Below are 17,100 nucleotides of genomic sequence, written 5' to 3'. Positions count from 1 at the left end.
AGTAGCCCGCGCCGGATTTCCTACGTTACAGGGATAGGATGTGTTGGCATCCGAAAAGATGAGCATTTTGCTCAATTTAGGTGGCACCGCGAAGGCACTTCGCCCTAAAAGGGTTAAGTGCCTTTAATTTTTTATAGGGGGTTCAATTATGAAAAGGGAAAAGTTTTCTTCAAGTTTGGCAGTTTTCTTAGCTACATTGGGTTCTGCTATAGGTTTAGGCAATATATGGAGGTTCCCATATATTATCGGAATGAACGGAGGGGAGCATTTTTATTTGTTTATTTGATATGCGTTTTAATAGTTGGAATCCCTGTTATGATAAGCGAATTTTTCATAGGAAGAAAAACAAGATTAAATCCTGTTTTAGCCTTTGAAAAGCTTGGAGGAAGGAAATGGAGAATAGTAGGTTACATGGGTATTTTAGCCTCCCTATTAATCATGTTTTTCTATAGTGCTGTGGCAGGATGGGTTTATTCCTATACATTTAAAAGTTTGATTGGAAAATTTAATGGAGTTACATTAGAATCCTCAAGGGATATATTTATAAATATGATAACAAGCCCTAAAGACGTTATTCTATGGCAATTAACTGCTCTTTTAGTAGTCGCCATAATACTTATGATGGGAGTCAAAGGAGGAATAGAAAGGGCAACAAAATTATTAATGCCTGTCCTATTTATCCTGATTTTAATTTGTGACATAAGAGCATTGACTTTAGAAAACTCATACGAGGGAATCAAATTTTTGTTTGCTGTAGATTTTTCAAAGCTCAAGTCAAGCAGCATATTAACCTCCTTAGGACTCTCGTTTTTTAAGCTATCTTTAGGTGTGGGGACAATGATAACCTATGCAAGTTACTTTACTGATGATAATGATTTAATGTCAACAGCTTTAAAGGTTGCATTATCAGATACATTAATTTCCCTTCTTGCAGGGCTTGCGATATTTCCAACAGTTTTTGCTTTTAAAATGGAACCATCCTATGGTCCAGGGCTATTGTTTATAACAATTCCGCTTATATTTTCAAAATTACCCTTTGGGAACGTTCTTTTATTTATGTTTTTCTTATTAACATCAATTGCTGCAACAACTGCAATGCTCTCCTTAGTTGAAGTTTCAGTTGCTTATCTTATAGAAGTTAAAAAAATAGATAGGAGAAAAAGCGTTTTAATTACTACTATCTTCATTGCATTATTTGGAAGTTTAGCAGCCCTTTCGGTTGAAGGAAATGTTTTATCAAATGTAAAGCTTTTAGGAAGGACTATATTTGATATATTCGACTATTTATCCTCTAACATTCTCTTGCCATTAGGTGGAATTTTGATTTCTGTTTTTGTTGGATATTTTGCTGGGAAAGAAGAGGTTATTAATGAAATTACAAATAAAATGAAGTTAAAAAATGTAAAACTATTGAAGATTTATTTGTTAATTTTAAAATATGTTACTCCCATTATGATTGGGATAATATTTATAAATAGCATTTTTTAAAATTCAAGTTAAATTATAAAAAATTCAAGTTAAATTAAATTGAAAAATAATTTACAGAGTAATATAATTATTTTGAAAATTTACGGAATAGATATATATTTTAAGATTAATTATGGGAGGGGTGTGAATAAAAAATATTTATCAATTTAAAAAGATTAAATTTAATTTAGGGGTAAAATTCATGAAAAAAACATTAATTAAAATTTTTGCGTTTTTCATGTCACTTACATTGATTTTTTCAAGTTTTAACATCACATTTGCAGCAACAAAAAAGACTAGCGATCTTAGGCTTGCATCAGACTGGCCATATCCATTTCACGGAAATCCATTTGGCCCAGGGGCTGTAGGTGGTGCTTGGTGGTTTGTATATGAACCTTTTGCATACTATATTCCACAAACAGGTCAGTATATTCCAAGGCTTGCTGAAAAGTGGACAATTAATGGAAACAAATTAACAGTATATCTTAGAAAAAATGCAAAATGGTCAGATGGAAAAGCATTTACAGCTCAGGATGTTGTTAATACAGTAGCCTTTATTCAAGCTATGTGGCAATGGCCATACGAAATACAAACAGTAAGAGCTATAAATCCAAATACTGTAGAATTTACTTTGTGGAAGGATGCACCAGCTTCATTTATGCATACCATACTAACAGATGGTGCTATGGGTTCTTTAGTTCCATATCATGTATATTCAAAGTGGAACGCACAAGCAAGACAAGTTGCTGAACTTGGAAAGAAAATATTCTATGATACACAGGCTGGAAAAGCAGTATCTGATGAAACGAAGAAGCAATATGAAAAGTTAAGCTCAGCATTAAGAGATCAAGTAAATAAATTTTCACCATATAAAACATTAAAGAGAATGCCTGTTGTTGGTGCATATGAACCAACTAAGATAATTCAGTCTGAAATGATTTTAAGCAAAAATAAATATCACTGGCTTGCTAATAAAAATACTACGGAAAGGGTAGTATTTAGAAGATGGTCTTCTAACGAATTTGTATGGGCATCATTAGTATCAGGTGAACTTGATGCAGCACATCCTAATATGCCAAAGGATGTTGTAGAACAGTTGAAATTTATAAATCCTAATTTAAATGTTAAGGCTGTATCAGACTTATCAGAAATTGCATTAGTTTTTAACTTTAATAATAAGTTATTTAAAGATATTAATTTAAGAAAGGCAATAGCTTATCTGTTAGAGAAAAACAAAGTTAAGGACGTTTCAGTATGGCAGGCTAATGCTGCAGGACAGTATTATACTGGCGTTTTAAGTAGCATGCAAAGCAAATGGGTAAACAGCACTACATTGAGTAAAATGACTAAATATGCAACAAATACTGCTTCAGCTGAAAATATATTAAAGAAGGCTGGATATACAAAGAAGAATAATCAGTGGTATACTCCTTCAAATGAACCTGTTGAATTTGTTCTTTCAGTATACGGACCTCACAACGACTGGGTATTAGCAGCAAGGGAAGTTGTTCAGCAATTTAATAAATTCGGATTTAAGGTTGAAATGAAGTTAATACCAGATGGAATGAGAGATCAGGTAATGAGAAGCGGAGATTATGAATGTGCTATTGAATTTGGTTCAGCATGGTGGGGATATCCACATCCAATGACTGGATATTCAAGACTTTATCAGGGGGATATCGCTAATATTACAGCATTCCCATCAAAGGAAAAATTTAATACTCCATGGGGACAATATTCACCATATGACCTTGTAAATGAATTAAAGGATAATATAAACAACAGCAAGAAAGCAACAGAAATAATTCAAAAACTAGCTTATATTACAAATGAATACTTACCAGTTGTTCCACTATTTGAAAAGGTTCTTCCAATATATTATTCAAGTGCAAGATTAACAGGATGGCCATCAGCACAAGATGGAAGATGGTCATTAGCTCCTGGAGGAATAGAAAGATTATATAACCTGCTAATTACTGAGGGAGTATTAAAATCAAAATAATTGAACTTGGAGGAGGTAGACTTGAAGTTTATATTAAATAGATTAATTTATTTGTTATTTGTATTGTTTATAGCCATAAGCGGGATATTTTTCCTTATCAATAAGATGCCAGGCGATCCCGCTTATGGCCTGGCTGTTTCAATATCACAACAAAGAAATATGGATATAAATAAGGCGCTGGAGATTGCTCATCAAATGATGGGAATAGATACCGGCGAGCCTTTATTTATTAGATATGTAAAGTTTTTAAATCAATTTATAAGAGGAAACATTGGCTATTCAACATATTACCAAACAACCCGTTAATGAAATAGTTGCAAAATCCCTTCCTTGGACGCTACTTGTTGTTTTTATATCTATATTGATAAGTTTTATAATAGGAGTTTATTTAGGTGCTTTTTCGGCACAAAAAGAGGGCGAGCAGTTGATATTTCAATCTCATTTGTATCCAGCATAATTCAAGCTATTCCACCTTTTGTTTTAGCTGTTTTAATTTTATTCATAGGTGCAATTAAATTAAGGATTATTCCTTTAGGAGGAGCATATCCAGTAGATATGGAACCATCCTTTTCAATAGATTTTATAATCAGTGTAATAAAACATGCCTTAGGACCAATAGTAGCTATATCAATTCCTCAAATTGCGGTATGGATCCTTGCAATGAGGGAAATACATCACAAATAATGGAAGAGGATTATATTAGGTTTGCGATGATAAGGGGAGTTAAAGATTCAACCATTGCAAGAAAATATATAAGGAATAATGCAATTTTACCTTTGGTGGCAAGCCTTGCAATTGCCTTTGGCTATATGCTAGGAGGGAATACTTTAGTAGAATCCATATTTAATTATCCCGGAATAGGTTTTTATTTTGGCAAGGCTATAGCTTTTAGAGATTATGGGCTATTAACAGGATTGTTCTCATTAATTGTTGTTGGGGTTATTATAGCAACTTTTTTAGCAGAGATATTATATTCATTAATTGATCCGAGGGTGAAGATAAAATGAGTGAATTAAGGATTAAATTAACAAAAGACTTAGGTTTATTTAAGTATAATAAAAAAGCTTTTATAGGATTTATAATAATTTTATTTTATGTCATTATGGCTATTTTTGGAAGATATATAGTTCCATTATCATTAGAATCAAACTTTTCAGACAGGTATTTAGCACCTTCTTTAAAACATCCCTTTGGGACAGATTATTTTGGAATAGATATTTTTGCCCAGATTGTGAATGGGGCAAGAACTGTTATAGGTTTAAGCATGACATCCAGTTTTTTGCAGTAGTGATTGGAACCATCTTAGGGATATTAAGGGGATATTTAACTGGGAAAATAGGACAAGTTGTAGATGCGATAATTTCTATATTTTTAGTAGTCCCATCATTCCCAGCGTTATTGATAATGGCTGCAATATTTGCTGATTCAAACCTTAATATGATTCAGATTTCATTAATTGTAGCCCTTTGGCTTTGGGCACCCCTTGCAAAACAGGTTTCTGCCCAGGTTATGTCTATAAAAAATAAAGAATTTATAGAGGCTTCTAAAATGCTCAATATGCCTCTTTATTACATTATATTTAAAGATATTTTCCCGCTTGTCGCGCCATATATCCTTGTAAATTTTGCGATGCAACTAAAGGGTGCAATGGAATTTACGATTGGGCTTATGTTCTTAGGCCTTGCAAAGTTTGACTCTACCCATTGGGGAATCATGCTTAATTATGCCCTTTATCAGGCTGGAGCTTTATATACGCCTAGGGCATTTCATTATCCGTTTTTCATAATATTAAATATAATTCTTCTCATATATGGAGGAATTATATTTACACAGAGCTTAGAAGAAACATTTAATCCTAAACTTCAGGGGCATGAATGATGAAGACGCTATTAAAGGTTGAAAATTTAAGTGCACATTACATTGTTAAAGAAGGGACGATTAAGGCTGCTAATAATATAAATCTTGACATCATTGAAAACAGCGTTACTGCTGTTGTTGGTGAAAGCGCATCAGGTAAAAGCACTCTTATTGAGGCAATCACTATGAGCTTACCACCAAATGGAAGGATAAGCAGTGGCAAGGTGTTTTATAAGGATAATGATATATTAAAAAGCGATTATGAATATTTAAGAAAAATAAGGTGGACAGAAATAGCTTATGTTCCACAGGCAGCTCAGCAATCCTTAAACCCAACTTTGAAGGTAATAGATCATTTTATTGATACAGTAAGGTCCCATAATATTAAATGGTCCAACCATGAGATAAGGGAAAGGGCATCTGAACTTTTAAAGCTTGTAAGATTAGAGCCGGGAACAGTTCTTGATAGCTTTCCAAACCAGCTCTCAGGCGGAATGAAACAGAGGGTTCTAATCGCTTTAGCCCTTTTATTTGATCCTAAAATATTGATTTTGGATGAACCAACTTCGGCTCTGGACGTAATTACTCAGGCACATATTGTAAAGCTTTTAAAGGAAATAAAAGAAAATAGAGAAATAACCATAATTTTTATCACCCATGATATTGCAATAGCTGCAGAACTTGCTGATTATATAGTAGTTGTCTATGGTGGACATGTTATTGAAAAGGCTGATACCATTAAAATTTTTAAAGAGCCTAAACATCCCTATACAAAGGGATTAATCAATTCAATAATGTCCATCCTATCAAAGGATGATGAACCGAAGGGGATAAAAGGAGATCCTCCAAGCCTATTAAATCCTCCTCCTGGATGTAAATTTCATCCAAGATGTCAATTTGCAAGTGAAATATGCAAAAAGAAGTGCCTGATTTAATAAAATTAGATGATAATTCTAAGGTTGCATGTTTTCTATATAATAGTGCAGGAGGAGATGTAGATGAATAGTTCTGTATTAGAATTAAAAAATGTATCAAAGATTTATTCAATTGGATTATTTAATAAAGTAAAAAAATTAGCATTAGACGATGTAAGCTTAAATATAAAAAAGGTGAAAAGATAGCCATAATTGGGGAAAGCGGTATGGGTAAAAGCACCCTAGCTAAAATAATGTGTGACCTAGAAAGTCCTACAAAGGGTGAAGTTTATTGGTTCGGAGAAAATTTAAGCAAGTTGAATTCTAAGGAATACAAAAAATGAGGATCAAGATTCAATATGTTCACCAAGATCCTTATGCTTCTTTACATCCCAGTAAAGATATTTTTAGCATATTAAAGGACCCAATCCTGTTTAATAGGATATGTGAAAGACACGAAGTAAAGGAAAAGGTCGAAGAGCTACTTGAATTGGTTGGATTGACGCCAACAAATTATTTTTGAATAAATACCCCCATCATTTGTCAGGTGGAGGAAGACAGAGACTCGCAATTGCAAGGGCTCTTTCAGTTAATCCTGAAATATTAGTAGCAGATGAGCCCATAAGCATGATAGATATGTCCCTTAGGGCATCTATAATTAAATTACTAAAGGATATCAATTCAAAATTAAATATATCCATTATATTAATCCTTCATGATATAGGAGCTGCAAAATATTTTGCTGAAGGCGATGGAAAATTGATTGTAATATATGGTGGTAAAATAGTTGAATTTGGAAGCTGTGATGAAATAATAAATAATCCAAAGCATCCTTATACTAGAGTATTGATTTCATCAACAGCAGTTCCAGATCCGGAGCTATCAAAACGAAAAATAGTTGAGGAATTGAAATCCTACGAACCACCAAAAAGGACGCCCGAATCAAAAGAATGTCCTTTCATTCATGCATGTAATTATTCAAAGGATATTTGTTTAAAAAGGCCGGGTTTAGAAAAAGTAAATGATTTACATTTTGTAAGTTGCCATAGATATATGGAACTACCTAACTGGAAATTATTCAACTAAAAAGCGTTGGGAGGATAATTGATGTTCAAGCTAGAGAGATTGACTTTAGAACCTGTATTAACACCTGATTTTACTAATGAATGGGAAAAGGCTGCGGTATTTAATGCTGCTGTTATTTATGAAGATGGAAAGTTTCACATGTTTTATAGGGCATCAAATAATAAATTTGTTCTAAATACAGATAGACCATATGAAGAAAATAAATTTGTATCCTCTATAGGATATGCAGTAAGCGATGATGGAATAAACTTTAAAAGATTTAATGAACCAATTTTTGTTGGGACAACAGAGCAGGAGGCTTGGGGAGTAGAGGATCCAAGGATAACTAAAATAAACGATACATATTACATGCTATATACCGGATTTGGAGGAGTGACATGGGACAATTTTCGAATTTGCATGGCATGGTCAAAGGATATGAAAAACTGGGAGGGGCATAGGGTAGTCTTAGATGAACCTAACAAGGATGCAGCACTACTTGCGGATAAAATTGAGGATAAATATGTTCTTTTCCATAGAAGACATCCAAATATTTGGATTGCATATTCAGATGATTTAATAAATTGGGAAGGTCATAAGGTAATTATGGAACCTATAAAAGGAACATGGGAATCAAAAAATAGGAATTGCTGGGCCACCAATAAAGAGGGAGGATGGGTATCTTTTATTTTATCATGCAGTTGATGATTACAATGTATATAGGCTCGGTGCAGCTTTACTAGATTTAAAGGATCCATCTAAAGTTATAAAAAGATTACCTTATCCTATATTAGAACCTGAGCTTGATTGGGAGAAAAAGGGACTTGTTCCCAATGTTGTATTTAGCTGTGGAGCAGTAGAAGCAAATGGCAAATACTATGTTTATTACGGTGCAGCTGATACTGTAATTGGAGTTGCTGCAATAGAAAAGGATAAAGTTTGTTTTTGACGGGAGGAATATTTATGCTAAAAAGTCATTTCAATGATAAAAGATGTAAAGAACTTTTAGAAGAATATTTGAATAATAGGCAGGAAAAAGTTAGTAAAAAATAGTTTTTGAAGGAGTAGAGGGCTTTGATGTTTATAACATAACAGCACCATTTAATATGCTTGGGAAAAGAGTAATAGCAGGAAGAGTGGAAAAAAGAGATAGTGAACATTCAAAGGTTATGTTTTTGAGGAAAAAAATGATAAATATGTGCTAATGAAGGATGCACCAGTATTAGAACTTCAAGATCCTTTTTTACATTTATAAAGGATGAAATAATATTAGGTGGAGTTGAGATATATCCCCATAAAGAAATAAAAGGTGCATTAGGATATAGAACAGTATTTTTTAGAGGAAAGGATATATATTCGTTAAAAAGATTTACTCAAGGCCCTGAAATGATGAAGGATATAAGAATATTAGATTTAAGAAATGGTAAAATTGCTGTCTTTACAAGACCTCAAGGTCAAATTGGAGGTAGAGGCAAAATAGGTTTTACATTAATTAATTCATTAGATGAGTTAAATGAAGATGTTATTGTTAGTGCACCTTTAATTGAAGGACAGTTCGATGAGGAAGAATGGGGAGGTGCAAATGAATTACATCTTTTGAAAAATGGACTTATAGGAGTTTTAGGCCACGTTGCATGCTTTGACGGTGAAATGAATAGGCATTACTATTCTATGGTATTTGCCTTTAACCCAACAAATTTTGAAAGAACACTAATAAAAATAATTGCTGTTAGGGATGATTTTCAGGAGGGTGAGAGCAAACGTGATGATCTTAAGGATGTAATATTCAGCGGAGGATTAACAAGAATTGGAAACGGAAAGGCAATTCTTTATGCAGGAGTTAGCGATGCAGAAGCCCACCAAATAGAAATACAGGATCCATTTTTAGAATATGAGAATTTAAAAGTTTAAAAGAGGTGGCGGCTATTGAATAAACTCAAAAAGAAAAAGTAACGATGAAGGATATAGCTGAAAAGCTTAATATTTCAATAAATGCTGTATCACTTGCCCTGAATGACAAGGATGGGGTCAGCGAAAAAACTAAAGCAGAAGTGATTAGAATTGCTAATGAATTAGGATATTTAAAGGTCAGCAGTTCTAATAATAAAGATAAAAGCAAAAATATCTGTATATTAATAGAAAGCAGATATTTTAGGGATGTATATTTTTATTCAAAGGTTATAATCGGAATAGAAAATGAGGCAAGAAAAAATGATTATGTTATTATAGTTAGCCTATTAGACAAGTATACTTTTGAGGTTCCTACTTGTATAACTAATAAAAAGGTGGATGGAATTTTAATTGTTGGGGCGATTAATGATAATTATCTGGAAAAAATATTGAAATATAATATTCCAGTTGTTTTAGTGGATCATGCATCCTTTAAATTGCCAACTGATGCAATTTTAACTCAGAATTTCTTTGGCTCCTATAAAGCGACTAATTATCTTCTTGAAAAAGGTCATAAGAAAATAGGTTTTTGGGGAGATTGATTTAACATTAAGTTTCAAGGAAAGATGGCTTGGTTATAGTGAATGCATGAGAAGGTTTTATAACTATGATGATAAAACAATAAATAAATTATTTAAATATTCTATAATCAAGGATGTAGAAAAATATGTGTTTAAAAAGGATTATAAAAAAATTTCAGAAATGATTTTGTCTTTAGAGGAGTTGCCAACAGCATTTATATGTTCAAACGATGATGCTGCACTCACATTATTTAATTCTTTAAATAGCCTTGGTGTTAGAGTCCCTGATGATATATCGATTATTGGATTTGATGATATAGAACTCTGTTCATTAGTAAATCCTAATCTTACAACCATGAGAATAGAAAAAGAGTTGATGGGGCAAAAGGCAGTAAAAAGACTGTTGTGGAGAATGGAAAACAGAAATGCTCATATTGAACATATTGAATTAGATGTTAAGCTTATTGAAAGAGGGACAGTAAAATCCCTTAACGATAGGTGATAAAATAATTTAAGTTTTTAGGCACTTACTTTAGCTTAAAGTAGGTGCCTTTTGCATTTAAAAATTTTTGTTTTTGTGATTTAAATTACATTTTTATCCATAGAAAATGATATAATAAAATCAAAATTAAAAAAGTGCTGATGAAAATGAAAAGAATAGACTTTAAAAGGAACTTGAAAGATTTGGTTGAAGAATATCCCGAAATTGTTGGAATAATGCAAAGGCTTGGTTTTACTGAGATAGTAAAGCCAGGTATGTTAAACACAGTAGGTAGAGTAATGACAATACCTAAGGGAGCAATGCTAAGAGGGTTTGACATAGAAAAAATAAAAAATGAATTTATTAAAAATGGATTTGAAATAATAGAATAGGAGGGATTTTTAATGAGTGAACAATTTATAAAAAACATTGAGCATAAGGCAATACTTGAAATGGAAAGTCTTGTTCAATATCAAGAGGGGACGGTTGTTAGTAGAACCTTAGCCCAAAGCAAAGCCCACAGTGTTACTTTATTTGCCTTTGACAAGGGTGAGGAAATTTCAGCCCATTCTGCTCCGGGAGATGCCCTTGTATATGTTTTAGATGGTGAAGCAGAAATTACAATTGGAGATGAAAAGTTTTACTTAAAGAAGGGCCAAACAATAGTAATGCCAGCCAATATTCCCCATGCCCTCTTTGCAAAGGAAAGGTTTAAAATGCTTCTTATAGTGATTTTCCAATAATCATTTAAAAAGGGTTGTTTCAAGATTTTGAAACAACCCTTTTAAAAATTATTTTGCAATTTTAAGCTTTAGTTTAAATAGGTCTTCTTCAGTTTGATGTTCTTTATGCTTAAGGAAAATTATATCTTCAGTCATGTTTTCCAGTTTCATATAAATTTCAGTATGTCTTGTAGCGTTTATGGCTTCTATATCATTAATTTTCTTTTCAATATTATCGAGTTTTTCAATGACTTTTGTAAGTTGAACTTCTACATTTTCTACTCTTTTCTCTAATTTTATTTGGTTAGTCTTAAGGTCGGCGATGTCGCTTTGCATTTGTGTTTGATTAGCCTTAAGATCGTTAATGTCTTTTTGCATTTGAGCCTGGTTAGCCTTAAGGTCGGCGATGTCGCTTTGCATTTGTGTTTGATTAGCCTTAAGATCGTTAATGTCTTTTTGCATTTGAGCTTGGTTAGTCTTAAGGTCAGCGATGTCGCTTTGCATTTGTGTTTGATTAGCTTTAAGATCGTTAATGTCTTTTTGCATTTGAGCTTGGTTAGCCTTAAGGTCAGCGATGTCGTTTTGAATTTGTGTTTGGTTAACTTTAAGATCAGCGATGTCGCTTTGCATTTGAGCTTGAACATTTTCTATTTTATCGAGTTTTTCTAATATCAAATTTAATATTTTTTCCATTAATCCTTCACCTCCAAAGAGCTATTTTTATTATACAATAAATATTCAATTTTAGAAATAAGCTTATTTCTTTCTTGACCTAGAAAATATTTACAGGCATAATTAAAATATATACTGTAAAATTTTAGGGGGGATAATGTGGAAAGTTTAGATGCAAAAAGCAGGAACTTAAAGAATATTTAACTAAGATTGAGTATCTCAATAGCCTATTAGGTCTTGTGCATTGGGATATGAGGGTAAACATTCCTCAAAATGCTGTTCCATATAGAGGGGAAGTTGCTGGATTTTTGGCAGGAGAGCATTATAAGCTCATCACATCGGACAAAGTTAAGGAATTTATAGAATATTTTTCAACATGTGAAAATCTTGATGAAATAATAAGTGCATCAATAAGAAAGCTAAAAAAGAATACGATAGGACTATGAAAATCCCAGAAAAACTTTATGTAGAGTTTGTAAATTTAGTATCAGTTGCAGAGAGCGTATGGGAGGAGGCAAAGAAAAAGGGAGATTATAACCTTTTTAAGCCCTACCTTGAAAAGATAATAAGTTATAACAAACAATTTGCTGAACTTTATGGATATAAGAAAAAAGATACGATGCCCTTCTTGATAACTACGAAATGGGAATGACGGAAGAGGAGCTTGATAGGATATTTATGCCCCTTAAGGATGCCATAATAAATTTATTAAAGAAGTTAAAGGAAGCCAACTATGAACCTAAAGACCATATATTAAAAGGACATTATCCGATAACAAAGCAAAGGGAATTTGCAAGGATAATAGCAGAAAAATTAGGATATGACTTATCCTCAGGTAGAATAGATGAAAGTGCACATCCTTTTACTATAGAATTAGGGGTAAATGATATAAGAATAACAACAAGATATGATGAAGAAAATTTTATAACAGGTCTTTTATCCAATATACATGAAATGGGACATGCAATATATGAACAAAATATATCTAAAGATTTAAAAGGAACACTTTTGATGACTGGAACCTCGATGGGTATCCACGAATCCCAATCAAGATTTTATGAAAACATAATAGGAAGGTCAAAGGAATTTTGGAAAAATATCTACCCTGATGTTACAAATCTTTTCCCAGAGCTAAAAAGGCTTTCTGTAGATGATATTTACGATGCAGTAAACTCCATAAAGCCATCCTTAATTAGGGTTGATGCTGATGAGATAACATATAGTTTGCATATAATTATAAGATATGAAATGGAAAAGCTTATGATGGACGAAGATATCGATGTTGACGAGCTACCAAAGATATGGAATCAAAAATATAAGGATTATCTTGGCGTTGAAGTGCAAAACTATAGTGAAGGAATATTGCAGGATGTCCACTGGTCAGGAGGGATGATAGGATATTTCCCATCCTATGCACTAGGAAACCTTTATGGTGCCCAAATATTAAATAAAATACTTAAGGATATTCCAGACTTTTATGAAAGAATAGAAAACGGTGACTTTTTAAGCATGAAGTCATGGTTAAATCAAAATATTCACAGATATGGTTCTTTATACACACCATCAGAGCTTATAGAAAAGATAACAGGTGAAAAATTAAATCCGGAGTATTTTATAAAAAGGTGCGAGAAAATTGTAGAAGCAAAATTAAGATAATCTGCCCGCTTGGGCAGATTTTTTAAATTTGGATAAAATAATAGTAGTGCTAATTAAAAATTTTTTAGTTTGTGACATATGTTACATATTGTTTTCTAATATATGGTTAAAATAAAAGTATAAAAATTCCAGAAAGGAAGGGTAATTATGAGCGAGGTAATAAACAACAGAGAATATAGACAAAAGGTGTTAAAGGAACTTATAATGGAGCTTCATGATGGTAAGCCCTTTGACGAAGTTAAATCTAAGTTTGAAAGGATTTTCTCAGGAGTTTCAGCAAAGGAAATTTCAGAACTAGAGCAGGCTCTTATAATGGAAGGTATGCCGGTAACAGAGGTTCAGAGGCTCTGCGATGTTCATGCAGCTATGTTTAAGGGGTCAATAGAGGAAATTCATAGGCCAACTGACCCCAAAGATATACCTGGGCACCCTGTTAATACCTTCTTTAATGAAAACAGAGCCATAGAAAAGCTTTTAGATAAAATTAGAGAAGAAATGGAGAATTTTAAGCACAATGATTCAAAGGAAAACGCACTAAAACTAGTAACTTTATTTAACGAGCTATGGGATATAGATAAGCACTATTCAAGAAAAGAAAATTTAATATTTCCATACCTTGAAAAATACGGGATAACTGCACCACCGAAAGTAATGTGGGGAGTCGATGATGAAATAAGGGATCTTATTAAAGAAAATAAAAAAATGCTATTGAACTACAATGGCGAAAAGGATGAAATAATTAGTAAAATTGAAGAAACAATAAATAAAGTAGCAGAAATGATTTTCAAAGAAGAAAATATACTATTTCCAATGACTGTTGATACTTTTACAGAAGATGAATGGATTAAAATTATGCAAGAGTCTGATGAAATAGGATACTGCCTAGTAGAGCCAATAGCAAGATGGGTTCCAGAAAGGGTTAATGTTGTAAAGGAAGAAAAAGAAGATATTCAAAAAGGATACATCAAATTTGAAACGGGATTTTTGAGTATAAAAGAACTTTTAAATATATTAAACACTTTACCCTTTGATATAACTTTTATCGATAAAGATGACGTAGTTAAATACTTCTCTCAAGGGAAGGAAAGAATTTTTGCAAGGACAAAGGCTGTTATAGGGAGAAAGGTTCAAAACTGCCATCCACCTGCAAGCGTTCATATAGTTGAAAAAATGCTTAGCGATTTCAAATCGGGCAAAAAAGACCATGAAGATTTTTGGATAAGGATGGGGAATTTATATGTATATATTCGATACTTTGCAGTAAGGGATGAAAAAGGAGAGTATTTAGGGACATTAGAAGTTACACAAAATATCAAACCAATAAAGGAACTTGAGGGGGAAAAAGATTATTAAGCGAATAAAAGGTTGCCCTGTGGCAACCTTTTATTCATCCTTTAAAACTATGTTTAATAAGAAGGCTGTTATAGTTCCTGTGCTTATACCTGAGCCAAAGAACATCTTAAGGGCCTGCGGAAGATGGGATATAACGTCAGGCCTTACAGTAACACCAAGACCTAATCCGATGGAAACTGCAAGGATTAAAAGATTCCTTGTAGTTAGTTCACATCTTGAAAGGGTTTTAATTCCTGCAGCTGCTACCATACCGAACATTACAATACCTGCACCGCCTAATACAGGGTTTGGCATTATTGCAATTAAGGCACCAATCTTTGGGAATATACCAAGTAGCATAAGAAGTATTGATGCTACTATCATAACGTATCTGCTTGCAACCTTAGTAAGTGGGATTAACCCAACGTTTTGGCTAAAGGATGTATTTGGTCCGGCACCGAAAAATCCTGCAAGAAAACTTCCAACACCATCAGCTAAAATACCTGCAGAAACTTCTTCGCTTGATAGAGGTTTTTCGGAAGCTTCACCTATTGCAATAAGACAACCAACAGTTTCGATTGTTGTAACAAGATAGGGAGCTATAAAAGGTAACACTCCTACAAGACTAAAATTTACTCCATATTTAAATATTCTTGGAAGTTCAATCCATTTTGCGTCTAAAACGGGCTTAAAATCTAAAATACCAAGGAAAGAGCAGATTATGTATCCAAAGAATATAGCAATTAAAACCGACGCGCTACTTACGATTCCTTTACCATATTTGTTTAAGAAAAGGGCAATTAAAAGAACTACCATTGCAATTGATATGTTTTGAAGACTTCCATAATCAGGAGCGCCATATCCACCGGCTGCCCAGTCTATGGATACTGGCAAAAGGGTAAGTCCTATTAAGGTAACAACAGTTCCTGTAACTACTGGTGGGAAGTATTTCATCAAAGGCTTAATGAATCTACTTAATATAATCTCTACAAAGGAACCTAAAATTGTTGCACCAAAATACCCTGCAAGTCCCATGCTTTGACCTACTAAAATTCCAGCGCTTACAAATGAAAAGTCCGTTCCCATCATACAAGAAACCCTTGCTCCGCATTTTCCAATTCCTCTTGCTTGAATAAACGTTGCAAGACCTGCCATAAAAATTGCAGCACTAACAAGATAAGAAAGGTCGTCGATTTTTACTCCAATTGCTTGTCCGACAATCAAAGGAACTGCAACAATTCCTCCAAAGGCAGCCAAGATGTGCTGAAGAGCAAGGACGATGCTTAAAGGTAGTGGAGGTCTGTCATCAACCTTATAAACTATTTCGTTCCTTTTGATTGTCGTCTGCTTAACAATCTCACCCATATAATACCCCCTCATAAGTAAAAAATTTTCACTTAAAGTTTAAATGAAATTGTTTGTAATTTATTAACAAAAAACTTGTCGTAAAATTTGTTTTAAAGGATGAAAAGGAAAAAATAAAGGGAATTCAATATCTTGAAAGTGTTAAATATTTATAAAAATTAACGGGCACAATATAAAATATTGTGCCCGTAGATTAAACGTTGTTTATGTTTATTCCGTAGAAAATTTCAGTCATCTCTCTATTTAATTTCTTAAGGATTTCTGATTTTTCTTCTTCTGACAAGCTGTTTTCATCAATATCGAATAGGTAATTTGAAAGGTCAAGGTTTTTAACCTTCATCTTTGTATGGAAAATATTTGATTGATAAACGTTCATGTCGATAAGATCATATCTTCTTAAAATATCTTCTTCAATATAGTCTTGGATGGAGAAAATTTCGTGATCTATAAAATGTTTTCTGCCATCGATGTCCCTTGTAAAACCCCTAACTCTATAATCAATGGTGATTATATCAGAATCAAAGCTTTTTATTAGATAATTTAACGCATTTAATGGGGATATTGTTCCACAAGTTGAAACATCTATATCCACTCTAAAGGTGCAAATATCTCTTTTTGGATGGCTCTCAGGGTAAGTATGAACAGTAACATGGCTCTTATCAAGGTGAGCTACAATGTTTTCCCTTGTTGGAGTTAGAACACCTTTATTGCAGCTTGGATCAAGAACATATAGTGGAACTTCCTCTTCGGAAATAAGTATAGTAACACTTGCACCTTGAGGATCATAATCCTGCTTTGCGATGTTTAAAACGTTTGCCCCTATCATTTCTGTAACGTCTGTTAAGATTTTTGTCAATCTTTCAGAGTTATATTGTTCATCAATATATTCGATGTATCTTTTTCTTTCGTCATCGTTTTTGTATAGCAGACATCGTAAATATTAAAGCTTAATGATTTTGTTAGGTTGTTGAAGCCGTATAGTTTGATTTTACCATTATTTTCCTTTGCCAATTTCATCCCCTCGTTTTCAAAAATTTATTCGACGAAATTGATTATAAATCTTCTATTTTTTGTCAAGAATTATTTTTTACCTAAA

At 32.9% G+C, this 17,100-nt stretch carries 21 protein-coding genes, 4 pseudogenes and 1 other annotated feature (1 of these 26 only partly in view); of the genes and pseudogenes, 22 read left to right on the top strand and 3 right to left on the bottom strand.

Annotation, left to right across the window (positions count from 1 at the left end):
* Positions 1-110, top strand: a binding site (T-box leader) (it extends 117 nt beyond the left edge of the window).
* 38 nt (positions 111-148) lie between these two features.
* From PWK10_RS12460 to PWK10_RS12370, 19 genes and pseudogenes are all read left to right on the top strand, one after another.
* Positions 149-1,488, top strand: a pseudogene (locus tag PWK10_RS12460) (sodium-dependent transporter).
* 181 nt (positions 1,489-1,669) lie between these two features.
* Positions 1,670-3,469, top strand: coding sequence for an ABC transporter substrate-binding protein (locus PWK10_RS12455; protein WP_274766257.1), 1,800 nt, complete (start codon positions 1,670-1,672; stop codon positions 3,467-3,469).
* A 21-nt stretch (positions 3,470-3,490) separates the two neighbouring features.
* Entirely contained in the window at positions 3,491-3,775 is a 285-nt protein-coding gene (locus PWK10_RS12450; protein WP_274766256.1) for a hypothetical protein, read from the top strand.
* Positions 3,776-3,799: 24 nt separating this feature from the next.
* Entirely contained in the window at positions 3,800-4,153 is a 354-nt protein-coding gene (locus PWK10_RS12445; protein WP_274766255.1) for an ABC transporter permease subunit, read from the top strand.
* Positions 4,117-4,476, top strand: a complete 360-nt coding sequence (locus tag PWK10_RS12440) for an ABC transporter permease subunit (RefSeq protein ID WP_274766254.1) — start codon at positions 4,117-4,119, stop codon at positions 4,474-4,476. Before PWK10_RS12445 ends, PWK10_RS12440 begins: the two co-directional genes overlap by 37 nt.
* Positions 4,473-4,757 carry a hypothetical protein gene (locus tag PWK10_RS12435; protein WP_274766253.1) on the top strand — a complete coding sequence of 95 codons (285 nt, stop codon included), beginning with the start codon at positions 4,473-4,475 and terminating at the stop codon, positions 4,755-4,757. The genes PWK10_RS12440 and PWK10_RS12435 overlap by 4 nt, the downstream gene beginning before the upstream one ends.
* Complete coding sequence (locus PWK10_RS12430) at positions 4,757-5,347, top strand: ABC transporter permease (RefSeq protein ID WP_274766252.1); 591 nt, start codon at positions 4,757-4,759, stop codon at positions 5,345-5,347. The genes PWK10_RS12435 and PWK10_RS12430 overlap by 1 nt, the downstream gene beginning before the upstream one ends.
* Positions 5,347-6,261: an ABC transporter ATP-binding protein gene (locus PWK10_RS12425; RefSeq protein ID WP_274766251.1), complete on the top strand. Its 915-nt coding sequence runs from the start codon at positions 5,347-5,349 to the stop codon at positions 6,259-6,261. Before PWK10_RS12430 ends, PWK10_RS12425 begins: the two co-directional genes overlap by 1 nt.
* A gap of 63 nt (positions 6,262-6,324) precedes the next feature.
* Complete coding sequence (locus tag PWK10_RS12420; protein WP_274766250.1) at positions 6,325-6,447, top strand: hypothetical protein; 123 nt, start codon at positions 6,325-6,327, stop codon at positions 6,445-6,447.
* Between the two features lie 20 nt (positions 6,448-6,467).
* The gene (locus PWK10_RS19965; RefSeq protein ID WP_446715253.1) at positions 6,468-6,584 is read left to right on the top strand and encodes an ATP-binding cassette domain-containing protein; all 117 of its coding nucleotides are present in this window, start codon (positions 6,468-6,470) and stop codon (positions 6,582-6,584) included.
* Entirely contained in the window at positions 6,581-6,763 is a 183-nt protein-coding gene (locus tag PWK10_RS12415; protein ID WP_274766249.1) for a hypothetical protein, read from the top strand. Before PWK10_RS19965 ends, PWK10_RS12415 begins: the two co-directional genes overlap by 4 nt.
* Positions 6,760-7,326, top strand: coding sequence for an oligopeptide/dipeptide ABC transporter ATP-binding protein (locus PWK10_RS12410; RefSeq protein WP_274766248.1), 567 nt, complete (start codon positions 6,760-6,762; stop codon positions 7,324-7,326). The genes PWK10_RS12415 and PWK10_RS12410 overlap by 4 nt, the downstream gene beginning before the upstream one ends.
* A 21-nt stretch (positions 7,327-7,347) precedes the next feature.
* Positions 7,348-8,254, top strand: a pseudogene (locus tag PWK10_RS12405) (glycoside hydrolase family 130 protein).
* A gap of 157 nt (positions 8,255-8,411) precedes the next feature.
* Positions 8,412-8,510, top strand: a complete 99-nt coding sequence (locus PWK10_RS12395; protein WP_274766246.1) for a hypothetical protein — start codon at positions 8,412-8,414, stop codon at positions 8,508-8,510.
* The gene (locus PWK10_RS12390) at positions 8,500-9,216 is read left to right on the top strand and encodes a DUF1861 family protein (protein ID WP_342455790.1); all 717 of its coding nucleotides are present in this window, start codon (positions 8,500-8,502) and stop codon (positions 9,214-9,216) included. Before PWK10_RS12395 ends, PWK10_RS12390 begins: the two co-directional genes overlap by 11 nt.
* A gap of 44 nt (positions 9,217-9,260) precedes the next feature.
* Entirely contained in the window at positions 9,261-9,797 is a 537-nt protein-coding gene (locus PWK10_RS12385; protein ID WP_274766245.1) for a LacI family DNA-binding transcriptional regulator, read from the top strand.
* A gap of 46 nt (positions 9,798-9,843) precedes the next feature.
* Positions 9,844-10,278, top strand: a complete 435-nt coding sequence (locus PWK10_RS12380) for a substrate-binding domain-containing protein (RefSeq protein ID WP_274766244.1) — start codon at positions 9,844-9,846, stop codon at positions 10,276-10,278.
* 146 nt (positions 10,279-10,424) lie between these two features.
* On the top strand, positions 10,425-10,649 hold the full coding sequence (locus PWK10_RS12375) for a DUF1858 domain-containing protein (protein ID WP_008908489.1): 225 nt from the start codon (positions 10,425-10,427) through the stop codon (positions 10,647-10,649).
* A gap of 12 nt (positions 10,650-10,661) precedes the next feature.
* Positions 10,662-11,000: a cupin domain-containing protein gene (locus PWK10_RS12370; RefSeq protein WP_274766243.1), complete on the top strand. Its 339-nt coding sequence runs from the start codon at positions 10,662-10,664 to the stop codon at positions 10,998-11,000.
* Positions 11,001-11,048: 48 nt separating this feature from the next.
* Here PWK10_RS12370 and PWK10_RS12365 read toward each other — a convergent pair whose 3' ends face one another.
* Positions 11,049-11,672, bottom strand: coding sequence for a hypothetical protein (locus tag PWK10_RS12365; RefSeq protein ID WP_274766242.1), 624 nt, complete (start codon positions 11,670-11,672; stop codon positions 11,049-11,051).
* 218 nt (positions 11,673-11,890) lie between these two features.
* Here PWK10_RS12365 and PWK10_RS18830 point away from each other — a divergent pair, with 218 nt between their 5' ends.
* The 3 genes and pseudogenes from PWK10_RS18830 to PWK10_RS12355 all read left to right on the top strand — a co-directional run bounded on the left by PWK10_RS18830 (position 11,891) and on the right by PWK10_RS12355 (position 14,660).
* The gene (locus tag PWK10_RS18830; protein WP_342455524.1) at positions 11,891-12,097 is read left to right on the top strand and encodes a hypothetical protein; all 207 of its coding nucleotides are present in this window, start codon (positions 11,891-11,893) and stop codon (positions 12,095-12,097) included.
* Positions 12,094-13,307 (top strand): annotated as a pseudogene (locus PWK10_RS12360) (carboxypeptidase M32). Before PWK10_RS18830 ends, PWK10_RS12360 begins: the two are co-directional and overlap by 4 nt.
* A gap of 147 nt (positions 13,308-13,454) precedes the next feature.
* Positions 13,455-14,660, top strand: a complete 1,206-nt coding sequence (locus tag PWK10_RS12355) for a DUF438 domain-containing protein (protein ID WP_274766241.1) — start codon at positions 13,455-13,457, stop codon at positions 14,658-14,660.
* Positions 14,661-14,690: 30 nt separating this feature from the next.
* Here PWK10_RS12355 and PWK10_RS12350 read toward each other — a convergent pair whose 3' ends face one another.
* Both PWK10_RS12350 and speD read right to left on the bottom strand, forming a co-directional pair.
* A complete protein-coding gene (locus tag PWK10_RS12350) occupies positions 14,691-16,004 on the bottom strand; it encodes a uracil-xanthine permease family protein (RefSeq protein WP_342455521.1) in 1,314 nt (437 codons plus the stop codon).
* Between the two features lie 193 nt (positions 16,005-16,197).
* Positions 16,198-17,021: pseudogene (gene speD, locus PWK10_RS12345) on the bottom strand (adenosylmethionine decarboxylase).
* Positions 17,022-17,100: the final 79 nt, after the last annotated feature.

It is taken from the genome of Caloramator sp. Dgby_cultured_2, assembly GCF_028872215.1.
Taxonomy (GTDB): Bacteria; Bacillota; Clostridia; order Clostridiales; family Caloramatoraceae; genus Caloramator; species Caloramator australicus.
Note: the sequence above shows the minus strand (reverse complement) of the source record. Positions and strands in the feature narration are given on the sequence as shown.